A 22817-nucleotide genomic window follows, 5' to 3' on the forward strand; every position below is an offset into this window, starting at 1 on the left:
GGGATGCCTCCATGGGCGGCTTTATCGACATGCAACAGTTGCACGATGAGTTGCTTACCCAGCTCATCAAGACCCTCACCCCCGCCCAGATGAACCAGCTGGAACCGCACCTCGCGCCGCTGATCCAGAATGCCGCCCAGGCGGTGGCCGAAGACCTGATCGCCTATGCCTATCGCGATCCGGCATCCCGTGGCCGCGGCGAACTGATCCTGGAGTCCTACGCCTCGTTCAAGGCGGTGCTCTATTACCGGCTTGCGCATCAGGTGTGGAATTTCCCCGACCAGACCAACGGCGTGTTTTCACGCATCGCCCTCAAACTGAGCAACCAGGGCAAGGTCCTGTCCGGGGCCGAAATCCACCCGGCGGCGCGTATCGGCCGGCGCTTTGTGCTCGACCACGGCTACGGCACGGTAATCGGCGAGACCTGCGAGATCGGCAACGACTGCTACATCCTCTGCGGCGTGACCCTGGGTGCCCGCGGCATCGCCAACAACCCCGATGGCAAGCGCCATCCGCGCCTGGGTAACAACGTCGAGGTCGGTTCCGGCGCCCGCGTGCTGGGCTATGTGCTGATCGGCGACAACGTGTTTATCAGCCCCTCCTGTGTGATCACACAGGACGTCCCCGCCGGCACCAAGGTGAAGGTGGTGAACCAGATCCAGCTGCAAAAAAACGATGAATCGGACCACAGCAACTACCTTGGGGCCTTCGCCCTGGATGAGCGCCTGCACGTGGTCGGCGAGGTCAATGCCAGCCACAAGGTCACGGTGCTGGACGCCGACTTTCATCCGTTGCAAGGCCTGATGCTGGAGCCGACGGTGAAGGAACGTCACCACCTGCAATTCAGGCTGCACCGCCTCGAATCCGGCAACTACCTGCCGCGCCTGCCGCTGAACCTGAAAGTCTGCGGGCCGGAATTCGAAATCACCCTGCTCTCCCCCCCTGGCTTGAGCGCGATGGTGCGCCACCTGCTGCAGGCCAGCCCACTGATCGTCGGAGGTTGAACATGTCCGTGCACACCATGGAAACCCTGGCGCTGTTTGACAGCGCGCCCTACCAGAACGCATTCAGCGCCCGGGTGATTGCCGTCAGCGAACACGGCATCGCCCTGGAGCACACCCTGTTCTACCCCACCGGCGGCGGCCAACCCGGCGATACCGGCCACCTGACCCTGGCGGACGGTACCCGGGTCGACGTGACCGGCACGGTGCGCGACCCGGTGCTGCGTTCGATCATCTGGCACCAGGTGGAACACTGCCCGGAGCAACTGGTCGCCGGCGTGATGGTGAACGCCGGCCTGGATTGGGAGCGGCGCTACCAGCACATGAAAATGCACACCTGCCTGCACCTGCTGTGCTCGCTCATCGACGCACCAGTGACCGGTTGCAGCATCAGTGTCGACAAAGGCCGCCTGGATTTCGACCTGCCGGAAATGACCCTCGACAAGGACAGCATCACCCGTGACCTCAATGCGCTGATCGAACAGGCCCACGAGGTGAAGACCCTGTCGATGCCGGCTTCGGAGTACGCCACCCTGCTGCAGATCACCCGCACCCAGGCGGTTGCGCCGCCGGTGATCCAGGGTTCGGTACGGGTGATTGAAATCGGCGGGATCGATATCCAGCCATGCGGCGGTACCCATGTGCTCAACACCGAGGAAATCGGCCGGGTGTTCTGCGAGAAGATCGAGAAGAAGAGCAAGCACAACCGCCGGGTGATTCTGCGGTTTGAGTGAACGCAACAACTGTGGGAGGGGGCTTGCCTCTCCCACATTTTTGCTTTTGCGGCGCCTGCTAGATGACGAACAGGTCCACGAAGCGATTGACCGGCGTGGCCTCGAGCTTCGCCTGGTCCGTGCACAACGCAAAGATCTCGGCACTGCGCTGCGCGGTAAAACGCGTGGCCAGGTTGGCCTTGAACTTGTCTTCCAGCAACGGAATGCCCTCCACTCGACGACGGCGATGGCCGATCGGGTATTCCACCGCCACTGGCTCGGTGCTGGAGCCATCCTTGAAGAACACCTGCACCGCGTTGGCGATGGAACGCTTGTCGGCTTCCAGGTATTCACGGCTGTAGCTCGGGTCTTCGACGATGACCATCTTGTCGCGCAACTGATCAATGATCGGGTGAGCGGCGTGAAATTCATCCTCGTAGTGCTCGGCCACCAGGTTGCCGAATGCCAGGGGCACGGCGGTCATGTATTGCAGGCAATGGTCGCGGTCGGCCGCATTGGCCAGTGGCCCGACCTTGGAGATGATGCGAATCGCCGACTCATGGGTGGTGATCACGATGCGCTCGACGTCGTGCAGGCGATCCTTGACCAACGGATGCAAGGTCACCACGGCTTCACAGGCGGTCTGCGCGTGGAACTCGGCGGGGAAGCTGATCTTGAACAACACGTTTTCCATCACGTAGGTGCCATATGGCTGGGACAGGCTGAACGCACGCTTGTCCTCGGGCTTGAGCGCCAGGTCTTTGTTGGTGTGGCTGAACAGCACGTCGTAGAAGCCCCATTGCGGCGCGCTCAGCACACCAGGGATGCCCATTTCGCCGCGCAGGGCGATATCCGCCAGGCGCACGCCGCGACTCGACGCATCCCCCGCCGCCCAGGATTTGCGCGAGCCGGCATTCGGCGCATGGCGATAAGTGCGCAAGGCCTGGCCATCGACGAAGGCGTGAGACAGCGCCGACAGCAACTGTTCGCGGTTGGCGCCCATCAGCTTGGCGGTAACCGCCGTGGAGGCGACTTTCACCAACAGCACATGGTCGAGGCCGACGCGGTTGAACGAGTTTTCCAGGGCAATCACACCCTGGATTTCGTGGGCCATGATCATCGCATCCAGCACCGCGCGCACGGTCAGCGGCGCGTCGCCATTGGCCACACGCTTTTGCGACAGGTGATCCGCCACGGCAAGGATGCCGCCGAGGTTATCCGAGGGATGCCCCCACTCGGCGGCGAGCCAGGTGTCGTTGTAGTCGAGCCAGCGCACGATGCAGCCAATGTCCCAGGCCGCCTTGACCGGGTCCAGGCGAAACGAGGTGCCCGGCACCCGCGCGCCAAACGGCACCACCGTGCCTTCAACCATCGGCCCCAGGTGCTTGGTGCACTCGGGAAAACGCAGGGCCAGCAGGCCGCAACCGAGGGTGTCCATCAGGCAATTACGGGCGGTGTCCAAGGCGGCCTGGGACTCGATCCGGTAGTTGAGGACATAGTCGGCGATGTCCTGCAAAACCTGGTCGTAGTCGGGGCGGTTGTTCTGGTCGACGTTGGTGCTCATGGCAGATCTCCAAAGTGAGTTAGGGTTGTTGCATCCTCAGGGTCAGGGTTGATCGTTTCGCAGGTCTGAATGCCTGCTTATGACTGTGGGAGGGGGGGTTGCCCCTCTCACAGGGGATTGATGTTGGACTTTAGAAAGAGTCGCCGGGTACGCGGACGAAACCTTCCATCAACACCCGCGCACTGCGGCTCATGATGGCCTTCTTCACCACCCACTCACCGTCCACCTGGGTGGCTTCAGCCCCCACGCGCAAGGTGCCGGAGGGATGCCCGAAGCGCACGGCATTGCGTTCAATACCGCCCGCAGCGAGGTTGACCAAGGTCCCCGAAATCGCCGCCGCCGTGCCGATCGCCACCGCCGCCGTGCCCATCATCGCGTGGTGCAGCTTGCCCATGGACAGGGCGCGCACCAGCAAATCCACATCGCCGGCCTTGATCGCCTTGCCACTGGACGCCACGTAGTCGGCAGGCTTGGCCACGAACGCCACCTTCGGCGTGTGCTGGCGCTGGGCCGCTTCGTCGAGGTGCTTGATCAGCCCCATGCGCAACGCGCCATAGGCCCGTACGGTCTCGAACATCGCCAAGGCCTTGGGGTCGCCGTTGATCGCGCCTTGCAGCTCGGTGCCGGTGTAACCGAGGTCTTCGGCGTTGATGAAAATCGTCGGGATGCCGGCGTTGATCAGCGTGGCCTTGAAGGTTCCGACACCCGGCACTTCCAGGTCGTCAACCAGGTTGCCAGTGGGGAACATCGAACCGCCGCCGCCCTCTTCTTCCGCCGCCGGGTCCATGAATTCCAGCTGCACTTCGGCCGCCGGGAAGGTCACGCCGTCCAGCTCGAAGTCGCCGGTTTCCTGCACCGCCCCGTCGGTGATCGGCACGTGGGCGATGATGGTCTTGCCGATATTGGCCTGCCAGACCCGCACCACGGCCACGCCGTTATGGGGCACGCGGGCCGCATCGACCAGCCCGGCGCTGATGGCGAACGAACCCACCGCCGCCGACAGGTTGCCGCAGTTGCCACTCCAGTCGACAAAGGGCTTGTCGATGGAGACCTGGCCAAACAGATAGTCCACGTCATGATCGGCGCGGGTGCTTTTGGCGAGGATCACGGTTTTGCTGGTGCTCGATGTGGCGCCGCCCATGCCGTCGATTTGCTTGTCGTAGGGATCGGGGCTGCCGATCACCCGTAGCAGCAAGGCATCCCGCGCCGCTCCCGGCACCTGCGCCGACTCGGGCAGGTCCTGGAGGCGGAAAAATACGCCCTTGCTGGTGCCGCCACGCATATAGGTGGCGGGGATCTTGATTTGCGCTGCGTGTGCCATGGTCATCCTCTTCAGGCGGTGGTCGCCGATTCCAGGAAATCCTGGGCAAAACGTTGCAACACGCCGCCCGCCTCGTAGATCGACACTTCTTCGGCGGTGTCCAGGCGGCACGTCACCGGCACCTCGACACGTTCGCCATCCTTGCGATTGATCACCAGCGTCAGCTGCGCACGCGGGGTACGTTGGCCGATCACGTCGTAGGTTTCGCTGCCATCAATCTGCAAGGTGTGACGGTCGGTGCCCGGCAGGAACTCCAGGGGCAGCACGCCCATGCCTACCAGGTTGGTGCGGTGGATGCGCTCGAAACCCTCGGCGGCAATCGCTTCCACACCCGCCAGGCGCACGCCCTTGGCCGCCCAGTCGCGGGACGAGCCCTGGCCGTAGTCGGCGCCGGCAATGATGATCAGCGGCTGCTTGCGCTCCATGTAGGTTTCGATGGCTTCCCACATGCGCGTGACCTGGCCTTCCGGTTCGATCCGCGCCAGGGAGCCCTGCTTGACCTTGCCGTTCTCCTGCACCATTTCGTTGAACAGTTTCGGGTTGGCGAACGTCGCACGCTGGGCGGTCAGGTGGTCGCCACGGTGGGTGGCGTAGGAGTTGAAGTCGACTTCCGGCAGGCCCATTTTCGCCAGGTATTCGCCGGCGGCGCTGTCGAGCATGATCGCGTTGGACGGCGACAGGTGATCGGTGGTGATGTTGTCCGGCAGCACCGCCAGCGGGCGCATGCCCTTGAGCGGCCGCGTACCGGCCAGCGCGCCTTCCCAGTACGGTGGGCGACGGATATAGGTGCTCTGCGGGCGCCAGTCGTACAGCGGCGCGACTTTCGGGCCGGTGTCTTCGTGGATCGCGAACATCGGGATATACACCGCGCGGAACTGCTCCGGCTTGACCGACGCCTTGACCACCGCGTCGATTTCTTCGTCGCTCGGCCAGATGTCCTGCAGGCGGATTTCCTTGCCGTCGGCGTCCAGGCCGAGCACGTCCTTCTCGATGTCGAAACGGATGGTGCCGGCAATCGCATAGGCCACCACCAGCGGCGGCGAAGCCAGGAACGCCTGCTTGGCGTACGGGTGGATACGCCCATCGAAGTTGCGGTTACCCGAGAGCACGGCGGTGGCGTACAGGTCGCGGTCGATGATCTCTTGCTGGATCACCGGGTCGAGGGCGCCGGACATGCCGTTGCAGGTGGTGCAGGCAAATGCCACCACGCCAAAGCCGAGCTTTTCCAGCTCATGGCCCAGGCCGGCTTCTTCCAGGTACATGGCCACGGTTTTCGAACCCGGTGCCAGGGACGACTTGACCCACGGCTTGCGCGCCAGCCCAAGCCTGTTGGCGTTGCGCGCCAGCAGCCCGGCGGCGATCACGTTGCGCGGGTTACTGGTGTTGGTGCAGCTGGTGATGGCGGCGATGATCACCGCGCCGTCGGGCATTTGCCCCGGCACTTCATCCCACTGGCCGGAGATGCCCTTGGCGGCCAGGTCGCGGGTGGCGACGCGGGCGTGCGGGTTGCTCGGGCCAGCCATGTTGCGCACCACACTGGACAGGTCGAAGGTGAGGCCACGCTCGTATTGCGCGCCTTTGAGGTCATCCGCCCACAGGCCGGTGTGGCGGGCGTATTGCTCGACCAGGGCGACTTGCTCGTCTTCGCGGCCGGTGAGTTTCAGGTAGGCGATGGTTTGCTGGTCGATATAAAACATGGCCGCCGTGGCGCCGTATTCCGGGGCCATGTTGGAGATGGTCGCGCGGTCGCCGAGGGTCAGTTTGGACGCGCCTTCACCGAAGAATTCCAGCCAGGCGCCGACCACTTTCTGTTGGCGCAGGAACTCGGTCAGGGCCAGCACCATATCGGTGGCGGTGATGCCCGGCAGCAACTGGCCGGTCAATTCGACACCGACGCTTTCCGGCAGGCGCATCCACGACGCGCGGCCGAGCATGACGCTTTCGGCTTCCAGGCCGCCGACGCCAATGGCGATCACGCCCAACGCATCGACGTGGGGGGTATGGCTGTCGGTGCCGACACAGGTATCCGGGAAGGCCACACCGTCACGCACCTGGACCACCGGGGACATTTTCTCCAGGTTGATCTGGTGCATGATGCCGTTGCCCGGCGGGATCACGTCGACATTCTTGAAGGCCTTTTTGGTCCACTCGATAAAGTGGAAGCGGTCTTCGTTGCGACGGTCTTCGATGGCGCGGTTTTTCTCGAACGCGTCCGGGTCGAAACCACCGGCTTCGACGGCCAGGGAGTGGTCGACGATCAATTGGGTGGGGACCACCGGGTTGACCTGGGCCGGGTCGCCGCCTTGCAGGGCGATGGCATCACGCAGGCCGGCGAGGTCGACCAGGGCGGTCTGGCCGAGAATGTCGTGGCACACCACGCGGGCCGGGAACCAGGGGAAGTCGAGGTCGCGTTTGCGTTCGATCAACTGGCTCAGGGACGCGTTGAGGGTGGCCGGGTCGCAGCGGCGCACCAGGTTCTCGGCGAGCACACGAGAGGTGTAGGGCAACGTGGCATAGGCGCCGGGGCTGATTGCATCGACAGCCGCGCGGGCGTCGAAGTAATCCAGGCGGCTGCCGGGGAGTGGTTTGCGAAATTCAGTGTTCATCGTCAGGACTCGGTCACGGTGATTGCAAAAGGAAGACCTGGGCCGATCCGGAATTGAAATGCGATCCAAATGTGGGAGGGGCGGTGCGACGATTCGACTTGCCCCCGATAGCGGTGTGTCATTCAACACCTATGGCAACTGATAAACCGCCATCGGGGGCAAGCCCCCTCCCACACTGGGTCCGGTTTCCACTTCGGGATCGTCGGTGTTCCCATTCAGCGACGTTCGATTGGCACGAACTTGCGCTGTTCAACGCCGGTGTACTCGGCGCTTGGACGGATGATGCGGTTGTTGGCGCGCTGCTCAAATACGTGGGCCGCCCAGCCGGTAAGCCGCGAGCAGACGAAGATCGGCGTGAACAGCTTGGTCGGGATGCCCATGAAGTGGTACGCCGAGGCATGGTAGAAATCGGCGTTGGGGAACAGTTTCTTCTGTTCCCACATGGTCTTGTCGATGGCTTCCGAGACCGGGAACAGCACGGTGTCGCCCACTTCGTCAGCGAGTTTTTTCGACCAGCCCTTGATCACTTCATTACGCGGGTCGTTGTCTTTGTAGATCGCGTGGCCGAAGCCCATGATCTTGTCCTTGCGTGCCAGCATGCCGAGGGTGCCTTCGACGGCTTCCTCTGCCGAACCGAAACGCTCGATCATTTCCATCGCCGCTTCGTTGGCACCGCCGTGCAGCGGGCCGCGCAGTGAGCCGATGGCGGCGGTGACGCAGGAATACAGGTCGGACAGGGTCGAGGCACACACCCGCGCGGTGAACGTCGAGGCGTTGAACTCGTGCTCGGCGTAGAGGATCAACGACACGTTCATGACTTTTTCATGCAGTTCGCTCGGCTTCTTGCCATGCAGCAGGTGCAGGAAGTGGCCGCCGATGCTCGGCTCGTCGGTCACGCAGTCGATGCGCTTGCCGTCGTGGCTGAAGCGGTACCAGTAGCACATGATCGCCGGGAACGCGGCGAGCAGGCGGTCGGTCACGTCGCGTTGCACGCTGAAGTCTTTTTCCGGCTCGATATTGCCGAGGAACGAGCAACCGGTGCGCATCACGTCCATCGGGTGGGCGTCTGCAGGGATGCGCTCGAGCACCTCTTTCAGCGCCTGCGGCAGATCGCGCAATTTGCTCAGCTTGGCGCTGTAGGCAGCCAGTTCGGCCTGGGTCGGCAGTTCGCCGTACAGCAGCAGATAAGCGACCTCTTCAAACTGTGCATCGGCAGCCAGTTCGCGCACGTCGTAGCCACGATAAGTCAAGCCGGCTCCGGCCTGGCCCACGGTGGACAGTGCGGTCTGCCCGGCGACCTGGCCACGCAGGCCGGCACCACTCAGTACTTTTGCTTCAGCCATGGTTGTTCTCCAATTTTGTCGTTATTCAGGGAGGCGTGTTCGTCACTTTTTCGCGGCGAACAGCGCGTCAAGCTTCTGCTCGAAGGTGTGGTAGTCGATGCGATCGTAAAGCTCCATGCGGGTTTGCATGGTGTCGATCACGTTCTGTTGAGTGCCGTCGCGACGGATCGCGGTGTAGACGTTCTCAGCGGCCTTGTTCATGGCACGGAAGGCCGACAGCGGGTACAGCACGATGGAAACATCGGCAGATTTCAACTGTTCGGTGGTGTACAGCGGCGTGGCGCCGAACTCGGTGATGTTGGCCAGGATCGGCGCCTTCACACGGGCGGCGAACAGTTTGTACATCTCAAGCTCGGTAATGGCTTCCGGGAACACCATGTCGGCGCCGGCTTCGATGCAGGCGGCGGCACGTTCCAGGGCGGACTCCAGGCCTTCGACGGCCAGGGCATCGGTGCGCGCCATGATCACGAAGCTGTCATCGGTGCGCGCGTCCACAGCGGCCTTGATGCGGTCGACCATTTCCTGCTGGGACACGATCTCTTTGTTCGGACGATGACCGCAGCGCTTGGCGCCGACCTGATCTTCGATATGGATGGCGGCGGCGCCGAACTTGATCATCGATTTAACCGTGCGCGCGACGTTGAACGCCGAGGAGCCGAAGCCGGTGTCTACGTCCACCAGCAGCGGCAGGTCGCAGACGTCGGTGATACGGCGCACGTCGGTGAGTACGTCATCCAGGCCGGTGATGCCCAGGTCCGGCACGCCGAGGGAACCGGCCGCCACCCCGCCGCCCGACAGGTAGATCGCCTTGAAGCCGGCGCGCTTGGCCAGCAGCGCATGGTTGGCGTTGATCGCACCGACCACCTGCAAGGGGTGCTCGCTGGCGACTGCGTCACGGAAACGCTGGCCGGGTGTGCTTTTGTTGTTCGAACTCATGACTCACCTCTATCAGGGGCGCCGCCTGGGAAATGACGGGCAATATTGCGTTTGGAAGCACCGATATGCCGGCGCATCAACAACTCGGCCAGTTCACCGTCGCGATCGGCAATCGCATCAAGAATGCGGTGATGCTCGGCAAAGGCCTGGCGTGGACGATTGGGGGTGGCGGAGAACTGGATGCGGTACATGCGCACCAGCTGGTACAGCTCGCCGCAGAGCATCTGGGTGAGGGTACGGTTGCCCGCACCTTGAATGATCCGGTAATGAAAATCGAAGTCGCCTTCCTGCTGGTAATAGCCGACACCCGCCTGGAACGCGGCGTCGCGCTCGTGGGTGTGCAGCACTTGGCGCAATTCTTCGATTTCCGCGTCGGTCATGCGCTCGGCGGCCAGGCGACAGGCCATGCCTTCCAGGGACTCGCGGATTTCATACAGTTCAACCAGCTCAGCGTGGCTCAACGACACGACCCGGGCGCCCACATGGGGCACGCGCACCAGCAGGCGCTGGCCTTCCAGGCGGTGGATCGCCTCGCGCAGCGGGCCACGGCTGATGCCGTAGGTGCGGGCCAGTTCCGGCTCGGAAATCTTGCTGCCGGGCGCGATCTCACCCTTGACGATGGCGGCCTGGATGCGTCGGAAGACGTTCTCGGACATCGTTTGGGATTCGTCCGACGCCATTATCGGAGCTTCTGATTGACCCAGCATATTGTCGACACCCTTGAAAGCAATGCGGCAAAAACTAGCCAATAAACCGCGACCAGTCAAAGAATAAATCGATATTGTCGACAATCGTCTAATAATCCCGGCTGTATCCCCTCAAGGCATGGCCGGCTGCCAGCGCTGGCGCCAGAAAAGCATCATGTTAGAATGCCCGCCGCATTTGCCTGACATCACTTGATGAAACGGCGCACGAAGGGAGCTTGCGCAGCAATGCCAGTCGCCTTGAATTGAACATCGCACTGCACCGCCTCAGGATCTATGAGACTCAAGCCCTTCCCCCTGTTGTTTTGCCTATTGTCCATACCGAGCCTTGGCGCTGCCGCCGAGAAGACCGTGTATGGCCTCAATGAATACGCGCAGTTGGCCGGCATCGACCTGGAAGTAGCCGCCAAGCTCGACACCGGCGCCAAGACCGCCTCCCTCAGCGCCCGTGACATCAAGCGGTTCAAGCGCAACGGCGAATCCTGGGTGCGCTTCTACCTGGCCATCGACACCGCCCATTCCCATCCCATCGAACGGCCCCTGGCCCGCGTCAGCAAGATCAAGCGTCGCGCCGGCGACTACGACCCCGATGAGGACAAGAACTACACCGCCCGTCCTGTGATTGCCCTGGATATCTGCATGGGCACCGCTTTACGCAGCATCGAAGTGAACTTGACTGACCGCAGCGCTTTCCAATACCCGCTGCTGATCGGCTCCGAAGCGCTCAAACGCTTTGATGCGCTGGTCGACCCCAGTCTTAAATACGCAGCAGGCAAACCTGCCTGCGCCGCCGACGCTCATACCGCCGAGTAAACCGAATGCGCGCTCTAACCCTGCACCTGAGAATCCTGATCGCCATCCTGGTGGTGTTGGGTATTTCGGTCACCGCCTACCAGATCTTCGTGCTGGGCATTCCCGTCACCGAGGACGCCACCGACGATTTGTGGAACATCGACGCCAAGGTCGAGTTCGTCGCCAACCCCAAGGACCCGGTGAAGATCCAGATGTTCGTGCCGCCCTTGAGCCGCGACTTCGTCAGCCTCAATGAGAGCTTTATCTCGAATAACTACGGGGTCAGCGTCAACCGCATCGACGGCAACCGCAAGGTCACCTGGTCGGCACGCCGCGCCAAGGGCAACCAGACCCTGTATTACCGCCTGGTGCTGACCAAGCGCTACAGCGGCGAAAAAACCAAGATCAAGGGCCCGACCTTCCGCGACAGCATTGCCGTGGAAGGCCCGGAAAAAATCGCCGCCGAAGCCCTGCTGGCGCCGATCCGCCAGCATTCGGCCGACGTCGAGACCTTTATCACCGAAGCCATCAAGCGCACCAACAACCTCAACGACGACAACGTGAAGCTGTTGCTGGCCGGCGACCCGTCGACGCCGCACAAGGCCAAGATCGTCGAGCTGCTGCTGTCCATCGCCCACGTGCCGGTGGAAAAGGTCCACACCATCCGCCTGGTGGCCGACCAGCCGCAAACCCCGGAACTGTGGCTGCGCAGCTTCAATGGCAACGACTGGCTGTACTTCAACCCGGAAACCGGCGAACAGGGCCTGCCCGCCGACCGCCTGCTGTGGTGGACCGGCGATGAAAACCTGATCACCGTCGATGGCGGCAAGAAAGCCATGGTCACCTTCAGCCTCAACAACAGCGAAATGAACGCCATTCGCCTGGCCAAGCTGACCGACGAGAACACCGACGCCAACTTCCTCGAATACTCGCTGTACGGCCTGCCGCTGCAAACCCAGCAGACCTTCATGATCATGGTGATGATCCCGATTGGGGTGCTGGTGATCCTGATCCTGCGCAACCTGATCGGCCTGCAGACCCTCGGCACCTTTACCCCGGTACTGATTGCCCTGGCGTTCCGCGAGACGCAGCTGGGCTTCGGGATTGTGCTGTTCACGATTATCACCGCGCTGGGCCTGTCCCTCAGGTCGTACCTGGAACACCTGAAGCTGCAGATGCTGCCCAGGTTGTCGGTGGTGCTGACCTTCGTAGTGGTATTGATCGCCGCCATCAGCCTGTTCAGCCACAAGCTGGGGCTGGAGCGCGGGCTGTCGGTGGCGCTGTTCCCGATGGTGATCCTGACCATGACCATCGAACGCCTGTCGATCACCTGGGAAGAGCGCGGCGCCAGCCATGCCATGAAAGTCGCGATTGGTACGCTGTTCGCCGCGTCCCTGGCGCACATCATCATGAGCGTGCCGGAGCTGATCTACTTCGTATTCACCTTCCCGGCGATCCTGCTGATCCTGGTGGGCTTCATGCTGGCCATGGGCCGCTATCGTGGCTACCGCCTGACCGAGCTGGTGCGATTCAAGGCCTTCCTCAAGGCTGATTCGTAATGTTCGGCTTCTGGAAGACCTGGAAGGCCCTGGAAGCGCGGGGGATCATGGGCATCAACCGGCGCAATGCCGACTACGTGCTCAAGTACAACAAGCGCAGCCTGTACCCGATCGTGGATGACAAGATCATCACCAAGGAACGGGCCATCGCCGCCGGCATCCATGTGCCGGAAATGTACGGGGTGATCTCCACCGAGAAGGAAATCGACAAGCTCGACGAGATCATCGGTGGGCGCAGCGACTTCGTGATCAAGCCGGCCCAGGGTGCCGGCGGCGACGGCATCCTGGTGGTGGCGGACCGTTTCGAGGGGCGCTACCGCACGGTGTCGGGCAAGATCATCAGCCATGAAGAGATCGAGCACCAGATTTCCAGCATCCTCACCGGCCTGTACTCCCTGGGGGGCCACCGCGACCGTGCGCTGATCGAGTACCGCGTGGTGCCTGACCAGATCTTCAAGAGCATCAGCTACGAAGGCGTACCGGATATCCGCATCATCGTGCTGATGGGCTACCCGGTGATGGCGATGCTGCGCCTGCCGACCCGCCAGTCCGGCGGCAAGGCCAACCTGCACCAGGGCGCGATCGGTGTGGGTGTCGACCTGGCCACCGGCCTGACGCTGCGCGGCACCTGGCTGAACAACATCATCACCAAACACCCCGACACCACCAACGCGGTGGATGGCGTGCAACTGCCCAACTGGGACGGGTTCATGAAGCTCGCGGCCGGCTGCTACGAGCTGTGCGGGCTGGGGTATATCGGCGTGGACATGGTGCTCGACCAGGAAAAGGGCCCGCTGATCCTGGAACTGAATGCGCGGCCGGGGCTGAATATCCAGATCGCCAACGACTGCGGCCTGACTTTGCGCACCCATGCGGTGGAGGCCCGACTGGAAGAACTGAAAGCCGCCGGCGTGACGGAAACCCCGGAAGAGCGAGTGAAGTTCGTGCAGGAGATGTTCGGACATATTCCGCCCGTGGAAGGCTGATCCGGTCTTCGAACTGTCTATCCCCGACATCCCCCCTAGGAGCAAATCCTACGGGGGACTACAATCCCTCTCCCCCCGCGCCATTGGCTGATCCAACCCCGCATGTCGACCTGCTCCGTACACCCATTGCCCTACCGGGCCAACCCCGCCGAGTATTTTGCGGCGATTCGCCACGCTCCCGGCGCGGTACTGCTCGACAGCGGCCGCCCGGCGGCCGAGCGTGGGCGTTACGATCTGCTCAGCGCCTGGCCCGACGCAACCTTGACGGTAGCGCCTGACGAAAGCGGCGCCGCTTTCCTGCAACGCCTGCGAGAAAACCTGACGCGATTGGGTGAAGCCGCAATCCCCGCCGGTTTGCAGTTGCCGTTCGCCGGTGGCTTGATCGGCTACCTGAGCTACGACTTCGGCCGGCACCTGGAGCCCATGCCGCACCTGGCGGTGGATGACCTGCACCTGCCGGACGCGCGCTTCGGGCTGTACGCTTGGGCGCTGATCAGTGACCACCAGGCCCGGAGCAGCCAGCTGGTGTTTCACCCCTCACTAGCAGACAGCGAACGGCAACGGCTGATCGCGTTGTTCAGCCATGGGGCGGTCGATACCTCTGCGACGTTCAAACTCCAGGGCCCGATGGCGCCCGACCTCAGTGCCGAGGCCTACCGCCAAGCCATCGTGCGGATCCAGGATTACATCCAGGCGGGCGACTGCTACCAGGTCAACTTCGCCCAGCGTTTCCGCGCGCCGTGCCTGGGCGATCCCTGGGCCGCCTACTGCGCGTTGCGCGAAGCCTGCCCGACGCCGTTTTCCGGGTTCCAGCGCCTGCCGGACGACGGCGCGGTGCTGAGCCTGTCGCCGGAGCGTTTCGTGCGCATCAGCGAGCGCCACGTCGAGACCCGCCCGATCAAAGGCACCCGCCCCCGCGGCCTTACGCCGGAAGAAGACGCGGCGAATGCTGCCGAACTGCTGGCCAGCCCCAAGGACCGCGCCGAGAACCTGATGATCGTCGACCTGCTGCGCAACGACCTCGGCCGCACCTGCCGCACCGGCTCGGTCAATGTACCGGAATTGTTCAGTCTGGAAAGCTACCCCAATGTGCACCACCTGGTCAGCAGCGTGACCGGCGAGTTGGCCGACGATAAAGACGCCCTCGACCTGATCGCCGGCAGCTTCCCTGGTGGCTCGATCACCGGCGCGCCGAAGATCCGTGCGATGCAGATCATCGACGAACTGGAGCCCACACGCCGTGGGCTGTACTGCGGTTCGCTGGTGTACCTGGATGTGCGCGGCGAGATGGACAGCTCCATCGCCATCCGCAGTTTGCTGGTCAAGGAGGGACAGGTGTGTTGCTGGGGCGGCGGCGGGATTGTCGCGGATTCGCAGTGGGAGGCGGAGTACCAGGAGTCGCTGACGAAGGTGCGGGTGTTGTTACAAACGCTGGAAAGCCTGTAGCGCACAGTGCCTTCCTGGTTCTCAGACGCAGCGCCGAGCAGTAGAAAAAACCTGAATCAGAAACGCAGTAGACGTAGTTGAACGTCGGAAGATAGCGTCCGGCTTCAACCGTCCACCCGCCGTCTGTGAAGGATCACATGAAGCGACTGCCTACCCGTCAGGAAATATTTCCGAGATTGCGCCCCCTCTCAACCGCGCCTATCATCTCCCAAATTGGGAGGTTGCAGCGATGCGGATAATCGCCCTCTCGACCTTACGAATATTCTGGGAAAGCCAACCCGCCTATATCGATGCAAAGGCACCGCTTATAGAACTGTATCGCCATATGGAAAAGGCCATTTACCCGACGCCACAAGCACTCAAGGCAGCGCTCAGGACCGCGAGCATTCTCAAAGGTGGCAGGGTTGTATTCAACGTGGGCGGCAACAAATATCGAGTGATCATGGCGATCGATTACCAGCGACAGCTTGGGTTCATACGGTTCGTAGGGACTCATGGGCAGTACGACCAGATCAACGCGGAGACCGTGTAATGAACATCAAACCCATACACTCCCAGGAAGACCTCACTGCTGCACTCGCGCGGGTACAGCAGCTCTGGGGAGCGGACATCGGCTCGACTGAAGGCGATGAGCTGGAAATTCTTGCAGTACTCATTGAGAAGTACGAAGCCGAACATTACCCAATGCCACCTTCCGATCCGGTGGAAGCCATTAAATTTCGCATGGAGCAACTGGGCATGACTGCCCGCGACCTGGAGCCATTTATCGGCACCAGCGGACGTGTATCCGAAGTGCTGAACCACAAGCGCAAGCTGAGCCTGTCGATGATCAAGCGGCTGCATGAAGGCTTGAGTATTCCTTATGAGCGATTGCTTGCAGGGAGCTGACAGAAACATGGTAGTGGCGCTACCTTCCCCATCGGGAGCAAGCCCCCGATAGGGCCCTCAGCCGGACCGAAAGAAATTACAGGCTCAACTGCCGATTCGACGCCCTGATGAACTCTTTCTTCAAATCCTCAAACGTATGCACCGCCGGGAATTGCGGGAACTCTCGAATCACATTGTCCGGCGCATGGAACAGAATCCCACGGTCGGCCTCGCCCAACATGGTGGTGTCGTTGTAGGAGTCGCCCGCGGCGATCACGCGGTAGTAGAGGGTCTTGAACGCCAATACCGACTGGCGCTTGGGGTCTTTCTGGCGCAGTTGATAGCTGACCACGCGGTCGTTTTCGTCGGTGATGAGACGGTGGCACAACAAGGTCGGGAAGCCCAGCTGGCGCATCAGCGGCTGGGAGAATTCGTAGAAGGTGTCGGACAGGATCACCACCTGGAAGCGCTCGCGCAGCCAGTTGACGAACTCGATGGCGCCGTCCAGCGGCTTGAGAGTCGCGATCACTTCCTGGATGTCGGCGAGCTTGAGCCCATGTTCGTCGAGGATGCGTAGACGCTGCTTCATCAGCACGTCGTAGTCGGGAATGTCCCGGGTGGTGGCCCGCAGGGATTCAATACCGGTTTTTTCGGCGAAGGCGATCCAGATTTCCGGCACCAGCACCCCTTCCAGGTCGAGACAGGCAATTTCCACAAGACACTCCCATTAGATGTTGTTGGTTGAGCGAGCAAAAGGACTGCCGAACTCTAGCGATTCAAGCCCGCCGCCGCAACGCAGGGCGGATTTTGATACCATCGCTCCCCTATAGAGCGCTCAGCGCCATTGAACTGTAGGAACCGTCCTGATGAACCAAGCCTTCGACGTCGTTGAACTCGCCACGACTTATGCCAACAAGTCTGCCCAGGACATTCTCAAGCTGGCGTTCAGCCAGTTCGGTGATGACCTGTGGATTTCCTTCAGCGGCGCCGAGGATGTGGTGCTGGTGGACATGGCGTGGAAGCTGAACAAGAACGTCAAGGTGTTCAGCCTCGACACCGGCCGCCTGCACCCGGAGACCTACCGGTTTATCGAGCAGGTGCGCGACTTCTACAAGATCGATATCGAACTGATCTCGCCGGACCAGAGCAAGCTGGAACCCTTCGTCAAGGAAAAAGGCCTGTTCAGCTTCTACAAGGACGGCCATGGCGAATGCTGCGGCGTGCGCAAGATCGAGCCGCTGCGCCGCAAGCTTTCCGGCGTCAGCGCCTGGGCCACCGGCCAACGCCGCGACCAGAGCCCCGGCACCCGCAGCCAGGTGGCGGCGCTGGAAATCGACACGGCCTTCTCCACCCCGGAACGTACCCTGTACAAGTTCAACCCGCTGGCGCAGATGACCAGCGAGGAGATCTGGGGTTACATCCGCATGCTGGAGCTGCCGTACAACAGCCTGCATGAGCGCGGCTTTATCAGCATCGGCTGTGAGCCGTGCACCCGGCCTGTGCTGCCGAACCAGCACGAGCGCGAAGGGCGCTGGTGGTGGGAAGAAGCCACGCAGAAGGAATGCGGGCTGCATGCCGGGAATATCATCAGCAAGGCTTGAAGTTGATGCTGTAAAAAATGTGGGAGGGGGCTTGCCCCCGATAGCGGTGGGTCAGCCAGTTCAATAGTTGCTGACACACCGCAATCGGGGGCAAGCCCCCTCCCACATTTGTCTTGTGTTGAATGTCAGAGATGTACACATAGATGTAACCATCGGTGCCATTTATGTGTGCAATTTTTCTTCATCCGCACCATAACGTAACACCTCTCCCCTCCCCCTCGGTTGGCCTGGTGAATCACAAGCTGACAACGCAAAAATAAATAGCTGTTCAATCGGTCAATTTATATTTCTTCAAATTCAGCCAGTTATTCAACCAACCTATAAAAACGAAATTACCCAGGACTTTCATAGATCCAAAGCTGGCACGCATGTGGCTTAAGGTGAAATACGCCTTGTATACAATAAATACAAAACCTACATACACTTTGCCATCTGCAGCGCCCCGGCAGATGTGCTGGAGCCTGCCGGAATGCGTACAAGCCTCTCGAATAACATCGCACTGGATCTGCCCTCCTCCACCCTGAACCCGGACGCCGCAAACCCCGGCCCCCTGGTGCTCAGCCCGCGCCTGCACAACAAGGACCTGGCGCCCACCAAGGTCGAAGGCCGACGTTGGGGGCGCTACAGCATCTTCGCGCTGTGGACCAATGACGTGCACAACATCGCCAACTATTCGTTCGCCATCGGCCTCTATGCGCTGGGCCTGGGCGGCTGGCAGATCCTGTTGTCCCTGGGCATCGGCGCGGCGCTGGTGTACTTCTTCATGAACCTGTCAGGGTATATGGGCCAGAAGACCGGCGTGCCGTTTCCGGTGATCAGCCGCATCAGCTTCGGCATTCACGGTGCGCAGATCCCGGCGTTGATCCGCGCGGTAATCGCGATTGCCTGGTTCGGTATCCAGACCTACCTGGCGTCGGTGGTGTTCCGCGTACTGCTGACGGCGATTCATCCGGGCTTTGCCGACTATGACCACAACTCGATCCTGGGATTATCGACCCTGGGTTGGGCCTGTTTCGTGGCGATCTGGTTCGTGCAACTGGTGATCCTGGCCTATGGCATGGAGATGGTGCGCCGCTATGAAGGCTTCGCCGGACCGGTGATTCTGCTGACGGTGGCAGCGCTGGCCGGCTGGATGTACTTCCAGGCCGGTGGCCACATCGCCTGGTCGATCCGCGAACCGCTGAGCGGCGGCGAGATGTGGCGCAATATCTTTGCCGGTGGCGCGTTGTGGCTGGCGATCTATGGCACGCTGATCCTCAACTTCTGCGACTTCGCGCGCTCTTCGCCGTGCCGCAAGACCATCCTGGTCGGCAATTTTTGGGGCCTGCCGGTGAATATCCTGGTGTTCGCGGCCATCACCGTGCTGCTGTGCGGCGGTCAATTCCAACTCAATGGCCGGGTGATCGAAAGCCCGACTGAAATCATCGCCGCCATCCCCAATACCTTCTTTCTCGTGCTGGGCTGCCTGGCGTTCCTGATCGTCACCGTGGCGGTGAACATCATGGCCAACTTCGTCGCGCCGGCCTTTGTGCTGAGCAACCTGGCCCCCAAATACCTGAACTTCCGCCGGGCCGGCTTGATCAGCGCCACCGTGGCGGTGCTGATCCTGCCGTGGAACCTCTACAACAGCCCGTTGGTGATCGTGTATTTCCTCTCCGGCCTGGGCGCGCTGCTGGGGCCGCTGTACGGGGTGATCATGGTCGATTACTGGCTGATTCGTAAAAGCCAGGTGGACGTGCCGCAGCTGTATAGCGAAAACCCGAATGGCGTTTATTACTACAGCCGTGGGGTGAATATGCGTGCCGTGGCGGCGTTTATTCCTGCAGCCGTGATCGCCATCCTGCTGGCGCTGTTGCCCGGTTTTGCCAGCGTCTCACCGTTTTCCTGGTTGTTTGGCGCCGGTATTGCAGGGTTGCTGTACCTGCTGATCGCCAAGCGCCAGCCGTTCTACGCCGATGTCAGCGGCGAAAGCATTGCCGTCGATAACGTCAGTCACTGAGTAAGGACCTTCCATGCGCATCCTCGTGGTCAACGTCAACACCACCGAATCCATCACTGAAACCATCGCTCAACAGGCGCGGTCCGTGGCCTCGCCGGGCACCGAGATTGTCGGGCTCACGCCCTACTTCGGCGCGGAATCGGTGGAGGGCAACTTTGAAAGCTACCTGGCCGCCATCGCCGTGATGGACCGGGTGATGGCCTACGACCAACCGTTCGATGCGGTGATCCAGGCGGGCTACGGCGAGCACGGCCGGGAAGGTTTGCAGGAACTATTGAATGTGCCGGTAGTGGACATCACCGAAGCAGCAGCCAGCACCGCAATGTTCCTGGGCCACGCCTACTCCGTGGTGACCACCCTGGACCGCACCGTGCCGCTGATCGAAGACCGCCTGAAACTCGCCGGCCTGTACCAGCGCTGCGCCTCGGTGCGCGCCAGCGGCATGGCAGTGCTGGAACTGGAAGAAGACCCGCTGGCCGCTATGGAAGCCATCGTGCGCCAGGCGGAACTGGCCATCCGCGAGGACAAGGCCGAAGTGATCTGCCTGGGTTGCGGCGGCATGGCCGGGCTGGATGAGCAGATTCGCCAGCGCACCGGGGTGCCGGTGGTGGATGGGGTGACGGCGGCGGTGACCATTGCCGAATCCCTGGTGCGGCTGGGGTTGTCGACGTCGAAGATCCGCACTTACGCGACGCCACGCCCGAAGCAGGTGATTGGCTGGCCGACTCGGTTCGGCCGCTGACCGGCACCTGCTTTCAGATTGCGCTGAACCTCTGGCCCAGCTTCCTCTCGGCAAACTGCTCGATGATGAAATCCACAAACGCCCGGGTCTTGCCGGGCAGCAGTTTGTGCTCGGCGTAGTAGATGGAAATATTGCCGTCGTCGACACACCAGCCGGGCAACACGCGCACCACCGCGCCACTGTCGAGGAACGGCACGGCCATGGGCATGCTCACCAGCGCAATCCCCAGGCCCTGGGCGCTGGCACAGCAGGCGGCTTCGGAGTCGCTCATGGTCATGCCGGGCTTGAGCACCAGCGGGCGGTGTTCACGTTCGACACTGGTCAACTGCCAGGAACGGATACGCCCGGTTTGCGGCGAGCGGATCAGAATGCCCTTGCAGCGCGACAAGTCTTCGGGCTCGCGCACCGGCGGGCGCTGCGCCAGGTAATCCGGCGAGGCCACCAGCACCCGATGCGCCGGCGCCAGCTTGCGCGCCACCACCCCTTGGGGCAGCTCAAAACCGCCACCGATGGCGGCATCGAAGCCCTGGCCGATCAGGTCCACCTGGCGGTTGTCGAAATGCCAATCCGGGCTGATATCCGGAAAGCGCGCCATGAACGCCCCCAGCAACGGCACCACGTAGCGATTGCCAAACACCGTGCCCATGCTGACCTTGAGCGTGCCCACCGGCCGCCCTTCGGCGCTGGCCAGGTTAGCCACGGCATTCTGGATGGTGGTGAGGCTGCCGCTGACTTCGGCCAGGAACAGCTTGCCGGCTTCGGTCAGGGCCAGGCGCCGGGTGCTGCGCTGGAACAGCCGCACGCCGAGGCGTGCTTCGAGCTTGGCGACGCTTTTGCCGACCGCTGCCGGGGTCAGGCTCAGGTGCCGGGCGGCCTCGGCAAAGCTGCCACCTTCAGCGCTGCGCACAAAGCATTCGATACTGCCAAAGCTTTCCATGTCGCCCTACTCTAAACTTTTGGTTTACACAGACTATAGCAATCACGGTCTACCGGCAGCGGCGAGCGAGGTCGATACTCGGCTCCAACAACAGGGCATTGCGCCTTGAATAACCAGGAGATCGACATGACCACACACAACCTCAGCGGCAAAGTCGCCTTGATTCAAGGCGGTTCCCGCGGCATCGGCGCCGCCATCGTCAAGCGCCTGGCAGCACAGGGTGCAGCCGTTGCCTTTACCTACGTCAGCTCGGCCGCCAAGGCTGAAGCCCTGCAGCACAGCGTGATCAGCGAAGGCGGCAAAGCCCTGGCGATTCACGCCGACAGCGCCGATGCCACTGCGATCCGCAACGCGGTCAACGCCACCGTGGAAGCCTTCGGCCGCCTGGACATCCTGGTGAATAACGCCGGCGTGCTGGCCATCGCACCGCTGGAAGACTTCAAGCTGGAAGACTTCGACCAGACCCTGGCGATCAACGTACGCAGCGTGTTTATCGCCACCCAGGAAGCCGCCAGGCATATGGGTGAAGGTGGCCGGGTGATCAACATCGGCAGCACCAATGCCGAACGCATGCCGTTTGGCGGTGGTGGCCCATACGCAATGAGCAAGGCGGCGCTGGTCGGTTTGACCAAGGGTTTGGCGCGGGATCTTGGACCGCGTGGCATCACGATCAATAACGTGCAGCCTGGGCCGGTGGACACGGACATGAACCCGGCAAACAGCGATTTTGCCGAGAGCCTGATCGGGCTAATGGCGGTGGGGCGTTACGGGCATGTGGAAGAGATTGCCAGTTTTGTGGCGTATCTGGCCGGGCCGGAAGCGGGGTATATCACCGGTGCCAGCCTGACTATCGACGGTGGGTTCAGCGCTTAAGCAATGTGGGAGCGGCTTGCCCCCTCCCACAGGTTGACCTTGTTGGTTCAGGCGATGGGCGGCAGGCCATAGGCCGCCAGGTCGAAATCCGCAAGCTTGCGGATGATCTGGTCGGCATGCTGGTACTTGCTGTCGGCCATGGCTTCATCGGGTACGGCGATGGCGGTCATATGGGCGGCCTTCGCCGCCGTCACACCAAACGGCGAGTCTTCGAACACCAGGCAATCCTCGGGCGCAACGCCCAGGCGGCGCGCGGCGGTGAGGAAGATGTCCGGCGCCGGCTTGGCGGCGCCGACTTCCGGGTCGTCAGCGGTGACGATGGTGTCGAACAAACCAAACCACTCGCGGTGCAACGTAGTCTTGTGGCCAAACGAATTGCGCGACGAACTGGTGCCCACCGCAATCGGTATGTTGTGCGCCTTCAAGTGCCGCACTAGCGCCTCGGCGCCGGGCATGCCCAAGGCCTTGGGAAAGCGCTCGCTCATCAACGGCTCGCGAATTTCGAGGAATTCAGCCGGGGTAATCGGCAGGTCCAGCGCCTTGACCACATAGTCGGCCAAATCCTGGGCGCCGCGCCCGATGATGTGCTGCTTGATGCCCCAGTCGTAGGTTCGGCCGTAGCGTTCAGCGATGATCTGCGTGACTTCGGTGTAGATGCCTTCCGTATCCAGCAATAACCCGTCCATATCAAAAATCACGGCCTTGATCGGACCGACTGCGGTACGCGGTGCATTCATCACAACAAAACCCTGGAGGAAGGACTAAAAGGATTCAGCACAATAACGGCCACGCTTGCCCGCTAGCAACCCTTTAGACTGTGCGCCCCC

General features: G+C 62.0%; 21 protein-coding genes. 12 read left to right on the top strand and 9 right to left on the bottom strand.

The annotated features are described in order from the left end of the window. Nucleotides 1-11 precede the first annotated feature (11 nt). Both AC07OT_RS07090 and AC07OT_RS07095 read left to right on the top strand, forming a co-directional pair. The gene (locus tag AC07OT_RS07090) at nucleotides 12-1004 is read left to right on the top strand and encodes a serine O-acetyltransferase (protein WP_495107781.1); all 993 of its coding nucleotides are present in this window, start codon (nucleotides 12-14) and stop codon (nucleotides 1002-1004) included. Nucleotides 1005-1006: 2 nt separating this feature from the next. Then, nucleotides 1007-1735 (top strand): alanyl-tRNA editing protein, encoded by a 729-nt coding sequence (locus AC07OT_RS07095; protein WP_495107782.1) that lies wholly within the window; start codon nucleotides 1007-1009, stop codon nucleotides 1733-1735. A 58-nt stretch (nucleotides 1736-1793) separates the two neighbouring features. Here the strand turns inward: AC07OT_RS07095 and prpD are convergent, their stop codons facing one another. The 6 genes from prpD to AC07OT_RS07125 form a co-directional block, all read right to left on the bottom strand. Then, on the bottom strand, nucleotides 1794-3278 hold the full coding sequence (prpD, locus tag AC07OT_RS07100) for a 2-methylcitrate dehydratase (RefSeq protein ID WP_495107783.1): 1485 nt from the start codon (nucleotides 3276-3278) through the stop codon (nucleotides 1794-1796). Between the two features lie 130 nt (nucleotides 3279-3408). Further along, the gene (prpF, locus tag AC07OT_RS07105; protein ID WP_027603673.1) at nucleotides 3409-4599 is read right to left on the bottom strand and encodes a 2-methylaconitate cis-trans isomerase PrpF; all 1191 of its coding nucleotides are present in this window, start codon (nucleotides 4597-4599) and stop codon (nucleotides 3409-3411) included. Between the two features lie 11 nt (nucleotides 4600-4610). Then, nucleotides 4611-7205 carry a Fe/S-dependent 2-methylisocitrate dehydratase AcnD gene (gene acnD, locus AC07OT_RS07110; protein ID WP_495107784.1) on the bottom strand — a complete coding sequence of 865 codons (2595 nt, stop codon included), beginning with the start codon at nucleotides 7203-7205 and terminating at the stop codon, nucleotides 4611-4613. A 215-nt stretch (nucleotides 7206-7420) separates the two neighbouring features. Then, nucleotides 7421-8548 (bottom strand): bifunctional 2-methylcitrate synthase/citrate synthase, encoded by a 1128-nt coding sequence (gene prpC, locus AC07OT_RS07115; RefSeq protein WP_053132736.1) that lies wholly within the window; start codon nucleotides 8546-8548, stop codon nucleotides 7421-7423. 42 nt (nucleotides 8549-8590) lie between these two features. Continuing rightward, the gene (prpB, locus tag AC07OT_RS07120; RefSeq protein WP_027603670.1) at nucleotides 8591-9484 is read right to left on the bottom strand and encodes a methylisocitrate lyase; all 894 of its coding nucleotides are present in this window, start codon (nucleotides 9482-9484) and stop codon (nucleotides 8591-8593) included. Continuing rightward, complete coding sequence (locus AC07OT_RS07125; protein ID WP_027603669.1) at nucleotides 9481-10191, bottom strand: GntR family transcriptional regulator; 711 nt, start codon at nucleotides 10189-10191, stop codon at nucleotides 9481-9483. The genes prpB and AC07OT_RS07125 overlap by 4 nt, the downstream gene beginning before the upstream one ends. A gap of 273 nt (nucleotides 10192-10464) precedes the next feature. Between AC07OT_RS07125 and rloA the strand changes: the two genes are divergently transcribed. From rloA to AC07OT_RS07155, 6 genes are all read left to right on the top strand, one after another. Continuing rightward, entirely contained in the window at nucleotides 10465-11001 is a 537-nt protein-coding gene (gene rloA / locus AC07OT_RS07130; protein ID WP_027603668.1) for a retropepsin-like aspartic peptidase RloA, read from the top strand. Between the two features lie 5 nt (nucleotides 11002-11006). Next, nucleotides 11007-12539, top strand: coding sequence for an osmotic stress tolerance membrane protein RloB (gene rloB / locus AC07OT_RS07135; RefSeq protein ID WP_027603667.1), 1533 nt, complete (start codon nucleotides 11007-11009; stop codon nucleotides 12537-12539). Continuing rightward, nucleotides 12539-13525 carry an alpha-L-glutamate ligase-like protein gene (locus AC07OT_RS07140; RefSeq protein ID WP_027603666.1) on the top strand — a complete coding sequence of 329 codons (987 nt, stop codon included), beginning with the start codon at nucleotides 12539-12541 and terminating at the stop codon, nucleotides 13523-13525. The genes rloB and AC07OT_RS07140 overlap by 1 nt, the downstream gene beginning before the upstream one ends. A gap of 102 nt (nucleotides 13526-13627) precedes the next feature. After that, entirely contained in the window at nucleotides 13628-14971 is a 1344-nt protein-coding gene (pabB, locus tag AC07OT_RS07145) for an aminodeoxychorismate synthase component I (protein WP_495107785.1), read from the top strand. Nucleotides 14972-15200: 229 nt separating this feature from the next. Then, the gene (locus AC07OT_RS07150; protein ID WP_115489105.1) at nucleotides 15201-15503 is read left to right on the top strand and encodes a type II toxin-antitoxin system HigB family toxin; all 303 of its coding nucleotides are present in this window, start codon (nucleotides 15201-15203) and stop codon (nucleotides 15501-15503) included. After that, nucleotides 15503-15859: a helix-turn-helix domain-containing protein gene (locus AC07OT_RS07155; protein ID WP_092486821.1), complete on the top strand. Its 357-nt coding sequence runs from the start codon at nucleotides 15503-15505 to the stop codon at nucleotides 15857-15859. The genes AC07OT_RS07150 and AC07OT_RS07155 overlap by 1 nt, the downstream gene beginning before the upstream one ends. A gap of 76 nt (nucleotides 15860-15935) precedes the next feature. Here the strand turns inward: AC07OT_RS07155 and thrH are convergent, their stop codons facing one another. Next, nucleotides 15936-16553 (bottom strand): bifunctional phosphoserine phosphatase/homoserine phosphotransferase ThrH, encoded by a 618-nt coding sequence (gene thrH, locus AC07OT_RS07160; protein ID WP_065940695.1) that lies wholly within the window; start codon nucleotides 16551-16553, stop codon nucleotides 15936-15938. A gap of 151 nt (nucleotides 16554-16704) precedes the next feature. On the opposite strand from thrH, the gene AC07OT_RS07165 reads away from it, so the two are divergent. The 3 genes from AC07OT_RS07165 (at nucleotide 16705) to AC07OT_RS07175 (ending at nucleotide 20180) form a co-directional block, all read left to right on the top strand. After that, nucleotides 16705-17439: a phosphoadenylyl-sulfate reductase gene (locus tag AC07OT_RS07165; RefSeq protein ID WP_027603661.1), complete on the top strand. Its 735-nt coding sequence runs from the start codon at nucleotides 16705-16707 to the stop codon at nucleotides 17437-17439. Between the two features lie 469 nt (nucleotides 17440-17908). After that, on the top strand, nucleotides 17909-19438 hold the full coding sequence (locus AC07OT_RS07170; RefSeq protein ID WP_495107786.1) for an NCS1 family nucleobase:cation symporter-1: 1530 nt from the start codon (nucleotides 17909-17911) through the stop codon (nucleotides 19436-19438). A gap of 13 nt (nucleotides 19439-19451) precedes the next feature. Beyond that, nucleotides 19452-20180 (top strand): aspartate/glutamate racemase family protein, encoded by a 729-nt coding sequence (locus tag AC07OT_RS07175; RefSeq protein ID WP_027603659.1) that lies wholly within the window; start codon nucleotides 19452-19454, stop codon nucleotides 20178-20180. A gap of 13 nt (nucleotides 20181-20193) precedes the next feature. Here AC07OT_RS07175 and AC07OT_RS07180 read toward each other — a convergent pair whose 3' ends face one another. Beyond that, the gene (locus AC07OT_RS07180; RefSeq protein WP_495107787.1) at nucleotides 20194-21117 is read right to left on the bottom strand and encodes a LysR family transcriptional regulator; all 924 of its coding nucleotides are present in this window, start codon (nucleotides 21115-21117) and stop codon (nucleotides 20194-20196) included. Between the two features lie 126 nt (nucleotides 21118-21243). On the opposite strand from AC07OT_RS07180, the gene AC07OT_RS07185 reads away from it, so the two are divergent. Further along, complete coding sequence (locus AC07OT_RS07185; RefSeq protein ID WP_027603657.1) at nucleotides 21244-21990, top strand: 3-oxoacyl-ACP reductase family protein; 747 nt, start codon at nucleotides 21244-21246, stop codon at nucleotides 21988-21990. A 47-nt stretch (nucleotides 21991-22037) separates the two neighbouring features. Here AC07OT_RS07185 and AC07OT_RS07190 read toward each other — a convergent pair whose 3' ends face one another. Further along, complete coding sequence (locus AC07OT_RS07190) at nucleotides 22038-22727, bottom strand: HAD-IA family hydrolase (protein WP_495107788.1); 690 nt, start codon at nucleotides 22725-22727, stop codon at nucleotides 22038-22040. Nucleotides 22728-22817: the final 90 nt, after the last annotated feature.

It is taken from the genome of Pseudomonas sp. GW821-FHT09C10, assembly GCF_059418085.1.

Bases quoted from the DNA above. Each gene is read 5' to 3' on its own strand.
- AC07OT_RS07090 (WP_495107781.1), top strand. From the start codon at position 12: ATGGGCGGCTTTATCGACATGCAACAGTTGCACGATGAGTTGCTTACC.
- AC07OT_RS07095 (WP_495107782.1), top strand. From the start codon at position 1,007: ATGTCCGTGCACACCATGGAAACCCTGGCGCTGTTTGACAGCGCGCCC.
- prpD (WP_495107783.1), bottom strand. From the start codon at position 3,278: ATGAGCACCAACGTCGACCAGAACAACCGCCCCGACTACGACCAGGTT.
- prpF (WP_027603673.1), bottom strand. From the start codon at position 4,599: ATGGCACACGCAGCGCAAATCAAGATCCCCGCCACCTATATGCGTGGC.
- acnD (WP_495107784.1), bottom strand. From the start codon at position 7,205: ATGAACACTGAATTTCGCAAACCACTCCCCGGCAGCCGCCTGGATTAC.
- prpC (WP_053132736.1), bottom strand. From the start codon at position 8,548: ATGGCTGAAGCAAAAGTACTGAGTGGTGCCGGCCTGCGTGGCCAGGTC.
- prpB (WP_027603670.1), bottom strand. From the start codon at position 9,484: ATGAGTTCGAACAACAAAAGCACACCCGGCCAGCGTTTCCGTGACGCA.
- AC07OT_RS07125 (WP_027603669.1), bottom strand. From the start codon at position 10,191: ATGCTGGGTCAATCAGAAGCTCCGATAATGGCGTCGGACGAATCCCAA.
- rloA (WP_027603668.1), top strand. From the start codon at position 10,465: ATGAGACTCAAGCCCTTCCCCCTGTTGTTTTGCCTATTGTCCATACCG.
- rloB (WP_027603667.1), top strand. From the start codon at position 11,007: ATGCGCGCTCTAACCCTGCACCTGAGAATCCTGATCGCCATCCTGGTG.
- AC07OT_RS07140 (WP_027603666.1), top strand. From the start codon at position 12,539: ATGTTCGGCTTCTGGAAGACCTGGAAGGCCCTGGAAGCGCGGGGGATC.
- pabB (WP_495107785.1), top strand. From the start codon at position 13,628: ATGTCGACCTGCTCCGTACACCCATTGCCCTACCGGGCCAACCCCGCC.
- AC07OT_RS07150 (WP_115489105.1), top strand. From the start codon at position 15,201: ATGCGGATAATCGCCCTCTCGACCTTACGAATATTCTGGGAAAGCCAA.
- AC07OT_RS07155 (WP_092486821.1), top strand. From the start codon at position 15,503: ATGAACATCAAACCCATACACTCCCAGGAAGACCTCACTGCTGCACTC.
- AC07OT_RS07165 (WP_027603661.1), top strand. From the start codon at position 16,705: ATGAACCAAGCCTTCGACGTCGTTGAACTCGCCACGACTTATGCCAAC.
- AC07OT_RS07170 (WP_495107786.1), top strand. From the start codon at position 17,909: ATGCGTACAAGCCTCTCGAATAACATCGCACTGGATCTGCCCTCCTCC.
- AC07OT_RS07175 (WP_027603659.1), top strand. From the start codon at position 19,452: ATGCGCATCCTCGTGGTCAACGTCAACACCACCGAATCCATCACTGAA.
- AC07OT_RS07180 (WP_495107787.1), bottom strand. From the start codon at position 21,117: ATGGAAAGCTTTGGCAGTATCGAATGCTTTGTGCGCAGCGCTGAAGGT.
- AC07OT_RS07185 (WP_027603657.1), top strand. From the start codon at position 21,244: ATGACCACACACAACCTCAGCGGCAAAGTCGCCTTGATTCAAGGCGGT.
- AC07OT_RS07190 (WP_495107788.1), bottom strand. From the start codon at position 22,727: ATGAATGCACCGCGTACCGCAGTCGGTCCGATCAAGGCCGTGATTTTT.